We start from the raw sequence: 6,687 nt of genomic DNA, 5'->3' as shown, positions 1-6,687 counted from the left end.
GAAATGCGCCGCGCGCTGCAAGCGGCGGCGCTGCTCGCCTGGATTTTCTCGCTCATGGGCAAAAACGCCCTTCGTCGAAAAACAGACGTGCTCGCACGCTTGCGCCATCCGTTGCTTCAAGAAATGGCCGGAGTATAGCCTAGAGTAGAGACCGCCAGCGCGTCGAATGGCGTCCCGAGCGAAGTCGAGGGACGGGTTTCTTGAGGCCCCACACTCCACGGGCATGTCATTCCGAACCCTTCGCGTGCCGTCATTCCGAGCGCAGCGAGGAATCTGCCCCCGCTCAGGGCTCGGGATGACAGTCAGCCGGTTTTTCGGATAGGCTCTTCGCCAGTTCGATTCGGATGCGCTGAAGGGAAACAACATGGGGTCGAAACTGCGCGAACGCGAACGAAGCCGCGGACTTCGATGCCAGATGCTTTGGCAAGCATTTGTGCCAATGGCCCAGATCAGAGCTGCTCTTGCAGCGAGCTGCCGAAGAGGCGCGCGTACGACCAGCGACCTGGCATCCAAGCTGTTGACAGCGGCCCTCATTCCTGATAGGCATAGCATGCAAGTGATCGAGCAAGGGCGGAGAAGCGCTGTTGCATGACGAGGGGGCTCCTTCACTTGCTGGCCATCCGGTGCTGGGGAGGCAAGATGCCAGCGCTCTCCACGTTGTTCGATACCTTTTCCCACAACCTGGCACTGTACAGGAAGGATTACGGCGGGCGCTTCATGTGTCCATTGTGCCTGCGTACATTCTCGCGCGATCAGATCCGCTCCGACCTCAGCAGGGCTCACGTCATCCCTCAGTTCCTCGGCGAGAGAAACTGGACTCTTGCCTGCAAGAGGTGCAACAACAGGGTCGGGACCGAGATCGAGAGCTGTGAGGCAGAACGTGCCAACTTCAACTGGGCGCTTTCTGGCGACGGCAACGAGACAACGCGAGTCCGGGTGACAGCCCGCAACCAGCAAGGCGATGTTGTTGGGCCCGTGCAAGCGGATCTGGGAGCCAGGAGGGCCGATGGAGACCGACGGTTGCAGCTGTACCTCAAGCCGAAGGGGTCGAATCCTGCAGCGTTGGCGCTGCTCAACAGCCTAGTCTCCGGTGAATCACCTGCTGGCGGCTGGACGATAGAGGTCACCTTCCGTGATACAAGAAGCTCCAAGCGCGCCAACCTGACGTATGTTCACGCAGCGTACCTCTTCATGTTCCACCAGTTCGGCTATGAATGGGTACTCGATCCCTGTGCCGAGCCGATCCGCAATCAGATAATGTCGCCCAGTGCGCCAATCATCGTTCCGCTGGCTCCCGCCTTGTATGATCATCAGATCCCCGACGACGAGCTAGCACTGCTTCTTGTTACCGAGCCAGCGGAGTGGCGGCATTTTCTTGTGGTGCTCCCGCTGGTACGCGGCTGGGCGAGGCGCCACGCGGTGTGGATGCCGCTGTTCGGACGTCCGTATTGCCAACCCCCTCAGCGAAGGGGCGCAAAGCTGGCGGTCGTGTCCGTTCCTGACCACCACCGATCTCTCCGTCGGCGCGATTCGCCGAGGCAGGGGTACCGCTTCGTTCTTGACCACTTCGCCTATGACCCAGTGCTTCATGCCGCCCCCAGCTGTTCAGCAGAGCATGGATAGACCCGATTCCTGCCCCAGCCACCGTCGGTTTCTGGGGAGGTGTCGTTTCCTCTACTGCGCTTGTCGAAGCATCCCCTGCCGCTCAATAGGCCGGCGGGCAAGCCCGCTGGAGCCTACTTCGCCCGCCTTGGGCGGGCTACGGAGCCCAAACCCCGACGGGGTGTCATCCGCTGGATGAGGGCACCCACATGGGGGTGCCCCTACCGGAGGCGGCCTCCTTGCTGGCCAGGGGCATCCTTCGCCGCTGCGCATGCTGGGAGCGAGATTCTTCGCCCCGACACGTCGGGGCTCTGAATGACACAGCCGTCGCCCGTTGCTGTTCGCATCGCGAGGCAGATATTCCTCTCCCTTCGGAAGGGAGAGGAATCGGGTAAGGGTGGATTGGTGGCGCCCCGACATTTCGGGGCGAGAAGGTCGGCAGGCGGGACGCCTGCCCCACCATGTGCACCCCGCCTACGGCGGACATGCCTGACCCGGCCCCGATGCATCGGGGCCGACCTCTCCCGCCTGAGGCAGGCAAGCGCTTGGGGAGTTACAGCGGGCGCCGGCATCGCCGCGGGAGGGTTTCTCATGACCGCAAAGGGTTACGGATACGAACCGGCCGGCGGGGGGTGTTCACGGTAGCCGGTCGCTCGGCATAGGCTCAGCAGGTAAACCTCGGCCGCCCCCGCGCGGCGCAGCATCCGCGCGCACTCCACCAGCGTCGCGCCGGTGGTCCACACGTCGTCGAACACCAGCACCGTGCGGCCGTCCACCGCCGCGGCGTCCGTCACCGCGAAGGCCCCGCGCACGTTCGCCCGCCGCAGCTTCGCCGGCACCGCCACCTGCGGCGGGTTCAGCTTCACTCGCTGCAGGCAGTGAATGGCAATCGGCGCCCCGGCCCTGCGAGCCAGCGGCCCGCACAGCAGCTCCGCCTGGTTGAACCCGCGCTCGCGCGCCCGCACCGGGTGCAGCGGCACCGGCACGATCAGCGACAGCCGGTCAAACGGGATTCGCGGCGGCGCGGGGACGCCATCCTGCGCGGACCCGTCTCCGCCGTCGAGCAGGGCCGCCGCCATCAGCTCCCCCAACACGCCGGCCAGCACCCGCTTGCCGTCGTACTTGAGCCGATGCACGGCCTGCCGCAGCGGCCCCTGGTAGCGGGCGACCGAGCGGCCCATAACATAGGGCAGGCGCCCGCGCCGGCATGACGCGCACAACGGCCCGCCGCGGGCTTGCGGGTCGAAGGGGATGCCGCAGCGGTGGCACAGCGGCGGCGCGACGTATTCCACCGCCGCCCCGCAGTCGGCGCACAGCGGCTCCGGGCCGAACCGCCGGCACGCCAGGCACCGCGGCGGAAACAGCAGGTCGAGGAAGCCCTTGGTCAGCCAGTGCACGCTCGCGCTCGCTCCCTCCATGTGGCACAGCCGCCCCCCGGCTGGGTCCCTCCGGCTGCTGCCCCTTCTGCGGCGACGCCGCCCTTCCTCGTTTGCGACCACGCTTACGGGGGGCTATAATATGCCACAGTCGCGTCCCCACCCGGAGAGGGGCTGAAGGAGCAACCATGCCAGACAAGCTCAAAGTCGGCGTGCTCGCGTCGGGCGGCGGCACCAATCTCCAGGCGATCATTGACCGCGCCGCGGACGGCCGCCTCGAGGCGGTGGTCGCGGTCGTTATCAGCAATGTGAAGGAGGCGTTCGCCCTGGAGCGCGCGCGTATGGCCGGCATACCGGCGGCCTTCATCAACCCGCGCGACTTCGCCGACCGCGCCGCTTTCGACCGCGCGGTCATCGGGAAGCTGCGCGACCACGGCGTGGAGCTGGCAGCGCTGGCGGGCTACATGCGCATCACCAGCGATGAATTGGTGGATGCTTTCGCCGGGCGCATCATGAACATCCACCCCAGCCTCATCCCCGCCTTCTGCGGCAAAGGCATGCACGGGCTGCGCGTGCACCAGGCGGCGCTGGAGGCCGGCGTGAAAGTCAGCGGGTGCACCGTTCATTTCGTGACCAAGGAGGTGGACGCCGGCCCCATCATCATCCAGCGCTGCGTGCCGGTGCTCGACGACGACACGCCAGAGACTTTGTCCGCGCGCGTGCTCGAGCAGGAGCACGCGGCCTACTCCGAGGCGATCCAGCTCTTCGCCGAAGGGCGGCTGCGCGTGGAGGGCCGCCGCGTGCGGGTGCTGGCGGCATGAGCGGGCGCGGAGGCGACCGCGCGGGAGGGGGCGCGATTGATGCATGACCAGGCACGGAGCAAAGCGCCGGTCACAACCCGTGTTGCGCACCTGCAGAGGGCAGGCCCTCGCAGTGCCGCCGCGCAGGGGAAACCGGGGAATAGGTCGGCGTCCCCCACTCCGCCTCACCCCGCGCAGCGATAGGAGTAGAGCCGCGCGTTCGTCAGGCGCAGCCGCAGCCTCACCGTGCGCCCGGCGGCGCCGGACAGGTCGGGGCGGTGCTTCCACGAGACCGGCAGGGCGATTCCGTCGCCGCGCACCGGCACGCACTCCGCCAGCGAGTATCCCGGCAGCGGCTGGTCGGCCTCGTCGAGGAGCTCGACGCGAATCTCTCCGTAGTCGCACTTGGCATTCAGCACCAGCTTGCCGCCGTCAATGAGCCAGCGCGTGGTGATGACCTCGCCGCCGTCGAAACTGGCGTCGAGCGACGCGAAGCCATCCGCGCGCAGCGTCGCCAGGCCCACGCACCCCGGCGCATCGGTGTCATCCGGGCCTTCGTAAGGGCCGTGGCGCCGGCCCGTGCCGCGATAGTAGAAATACAGGCGATCGCCAACGCGAAGCGGCGGGGAACCGCCATTCAAGCTCACGAAGCGGTTCCATTCGCCGATGCCGCGGCAGGGGATGATTGGAGCCGGCGCCGGGCAGCGTTCCCACCGGCGGCCGTCGCGGCTCGAGATCAACCAACAGTTGAGGTCGTGGCGCCGCGGGTCGAGATCGAATACGGTCACCAGCCCCAGGTACTGGTCGCCATAGACGAAGCCCGAGTTGGTGTAGAGCTCCTGCTGGTGGTTGAGCGCCCACATGAAAGTCTCGGGCTGGGTCCAGCGCACGAAGTCGTCGCTGAAGCTGATGCCGCGGTGGGGGAGATGGCGAAGAAAGGCGACGTACCGCCGCTGCAGAGTGTCAATCATCAGGCAGTGGGCGTCGCCCACCGGCCCCAGGTCCGAGGTCCCCGGGCGCGGGTGATAGCGAAACGCCGGCTCCGGCGCATGGGTCCACTGCAGCCCGTCGGGCGAAACGGCGGTGTAAATCCCCGACAGCGGGCCGTCCCAGTCATAGCTGGACCAGCCCAGCGCCTTGTAGCGCCGCGACGGGTCCGCCTCCAGCGGATCCTTGAGCACCGATTCCCAGTGGTCGAGGCCGTCGTGATAGTCGGGGGGAATGACGATGTTGTTGGCCGCGCTGCCTGCGTACGCGTGAAGATCGAGGTCGGGCCGGCGCCAGTTGACCCCGTCGTCGGATACCGCGTAGCAGGTGACGTGGCGGCCGTCCGCGACGCCGGTCAGGTACCACAGCTTGAAGACGCGCTCGTCCTCGTCGTAGATGACCGAACAGGTGAACCCGCCGCATTCCCAGGGCGCCTCGGGCGCCAGCACCGGGTGAGGCTCTTGGGCCGCCTGGTGGAATACCCGCTCCACCCCGCGCATGCGCTTCCAGCGACCGGAGGCGTGCGCATTTTCGACCCCCGCCAGGTCCACGAAAAGCTGGGGCGCTTCCGGCAATCTCCTCGCGGCGTCAATTGTCATCGCGGCGCCTCCCGCTCTGGGTGACGGTCCCTATTCAGACACCATGTCGGGGTCGCGATCGAACGGGGAGTTGACTTCCACCCGGTCGCGCCATGCCTGATCCGACTCCCGTGCTGTCCGCCGGCGGTCGTATCCGTTGGTCTTCCGCCGGCTGCAGACAGCTTGAGGTTCGCCAAGCGCCAGGCGCTTCCTCCCCGGGCGAGTCTGATTGCAGCGAAGGGGTAGGCTGTGAGCCGCCGTGCCGGGGGACCGCCCGCGCTAACGCGACGGCGTCGGTCGCCGCAAGCCAGCGTGACAACGACTTACGCTTGCCGTACGGGGAACCAAGCAGGAGGAGGGAACGCGGAATCGGACGGCAGCGCGCTCAGGCGGCCTGCACCAGGGTCTGCAGCCCGGCCACGGATTCCTCGATCTCGCTAATCTTGTGGTTGCAGCGGGAGATCAGCCGGTTGGCCTGTGCCAGCGGATCGGCCTTGCGCTGCTGGAGGAATGTCAGGGCGACAACCAGCCCTCCGGCCAGCGCGACGCCGCCGAGGATCATCCATGTCTCGCCATGCTTGCACATCGCTCTCTCCGCACTTTGCCCCCGGCGATCGTGGGCGCTCGCGCCGCACCCCTTAGCTTATACCCGAAAGCGGCCCCGCCCTAACATCACATCACCTGTCTGCGGCGCCGGTTCACACTTCGTAAGCCTTGCCGCCTCCCGTCTCGTCGTAGCTTTCGAAGATGCGCTTGACGAAGGTCAGCAGTTCAATGGGGTTGAACGGCTTTGTCAGGTAGCAGTCAACGCCGGAGGCCCACCCGCGGAAGACGTCGGCGTCCTGGGCCTTGGCCGTGAGCATGACCACCGGGATGTCCTTGGTCTTCTCGTCGGACTTGAGATGTTTGAGGACCTCGAAGCCGTCCATGTGCGGCATCATCACGTCGAGCACGATGAGGTCGGGGTTCTCCGACTCCACCTTCTTGAGCGCCTCCTTGCCGTCGAAGGCGGAAATCACCTGGAAACCCGCCCGCTCCAGGTTCACCTGCACCAGGCGCACGATGTGGCGCTCGTCATCCACCGCCAGAATCTTCTTTTGCTTGGGCATCTGCGCTACCCTCCGGGCCCGATCCTCACGTCGCCGCGAGTATAGCACGCACATTTGGGGGATGTCAACGCGACGGCCGACACGCGATGGCCGACTGACGGTTACCCAGTTTCCGATCAGGCCGCAGCGAGATTCTTCACTTCGCGCAGTTTACCCTGAGCGTAGCCGAAGGGCTCCGTTCAGAATGACACCACCAGACCGTCGTCACTGTGAGTGGCTAGGCCCGGAGGGCCGC

The 6,687-nt window shown here is 66.4% G+C and carries 6 protein-coding genes; 2 read left to right on the top strand and 4 right to left on the bottom strand.

What is annotated here, in order from left to right; genetic code table 11:
* Positions 1–639 precede the first annotated feature (639 nt).
* Positions 640–1,623, top strand: coding sequence for an HNH endonuclease (locus tag VM221_10110; GenBank protein ID HUT75169.1), 984 nt, complete (start codon positions 640–642; stop codon positions 1,621–1,623).
* 584 nt (positions 1,624–2,207) lie between these two features.
* On the opposite strand, the gene VM221_10105 is transcribed toward VM221_10110, so the two are convergent.
* Positions 2,208–3,020 (bottom strand): ComF family protein, encoded by an 813-nt coding sequence (locus tag VM221_10105; GenBank protein ID HUT75168.1) that lies wholly within the window; start codon positions 3,018–3,020, stop codon positions 2,208–2,210.
* Between the two features lie 146 nt (positions 3,021–3,166).
* Here VM221_10105 and purN point away from each other — a divergent pair, with 146 nt between their 5' ends.
* Positions 3,167–3,799 carry a phosphoribosylglycinamide formyltransferase gene (gene purN / locus VM221_10100; GenBank protein ID HUT75167.1) on the top strand — a complete coding sequence of 211 codons (633 nt, stop codon included), beginning with the start codon at positions 3,167–3,169 and terminating at the stop codon, positions 3,797–3,799.
* A gap of 164 nt (positions 3,800–3,963) precedes the next feature.
* On the opposite strand, the gene VM221_10095 is transcribed toward purN, so the two are convergent.
* The 3 genes from VM221_10095 to VM221_10085 form a co-directional block, all read right to left on the bottom strand.
* Positions 3,964–5,364, bottom strand: coding sequence for a hypothetical protein (locus VM221_10095; GenBank protein ID HUT75166.1), 1,401 nt, complete (start codon positions 5,362–5,364; stop codon positions 3,964–3,966).
* 364 nt (positions 5,365–5,728) lie between these two features.
* A complete protein-coding gene (locus VM221_10090) occupies positions 5,729–5,929 on the bottom strand; it encodes a hypothetical protein (protein ID HUT75165.1) in 201 nt (66 codons plus the stop codon).
* Positions 5,930–6,041: 112 nt separating this feature from the next.
* Complete coding sequence (locus VM221_10085) at positions 6,042–6,452, bottom strand: response regulator (GenBank protein ID HUT75164.1); 411 nt, start codon at positions 6,450–6,452, stop codon at positions 6,042–6,044.
* Positions 6,453–6,687: the final 235 nt, after the last annotated feature.

The sequence above is a fragment of the Armatimonadota bacterium genome (assembly GCA_035527535.1).
Lineage (GTDB): Bacteria > Armatimonadota > Hebobacteria.
Note: the sequence above shows the minus strand (reverse complement) of the source record. Positions and strands in the feature narration are given on the sequence as shown.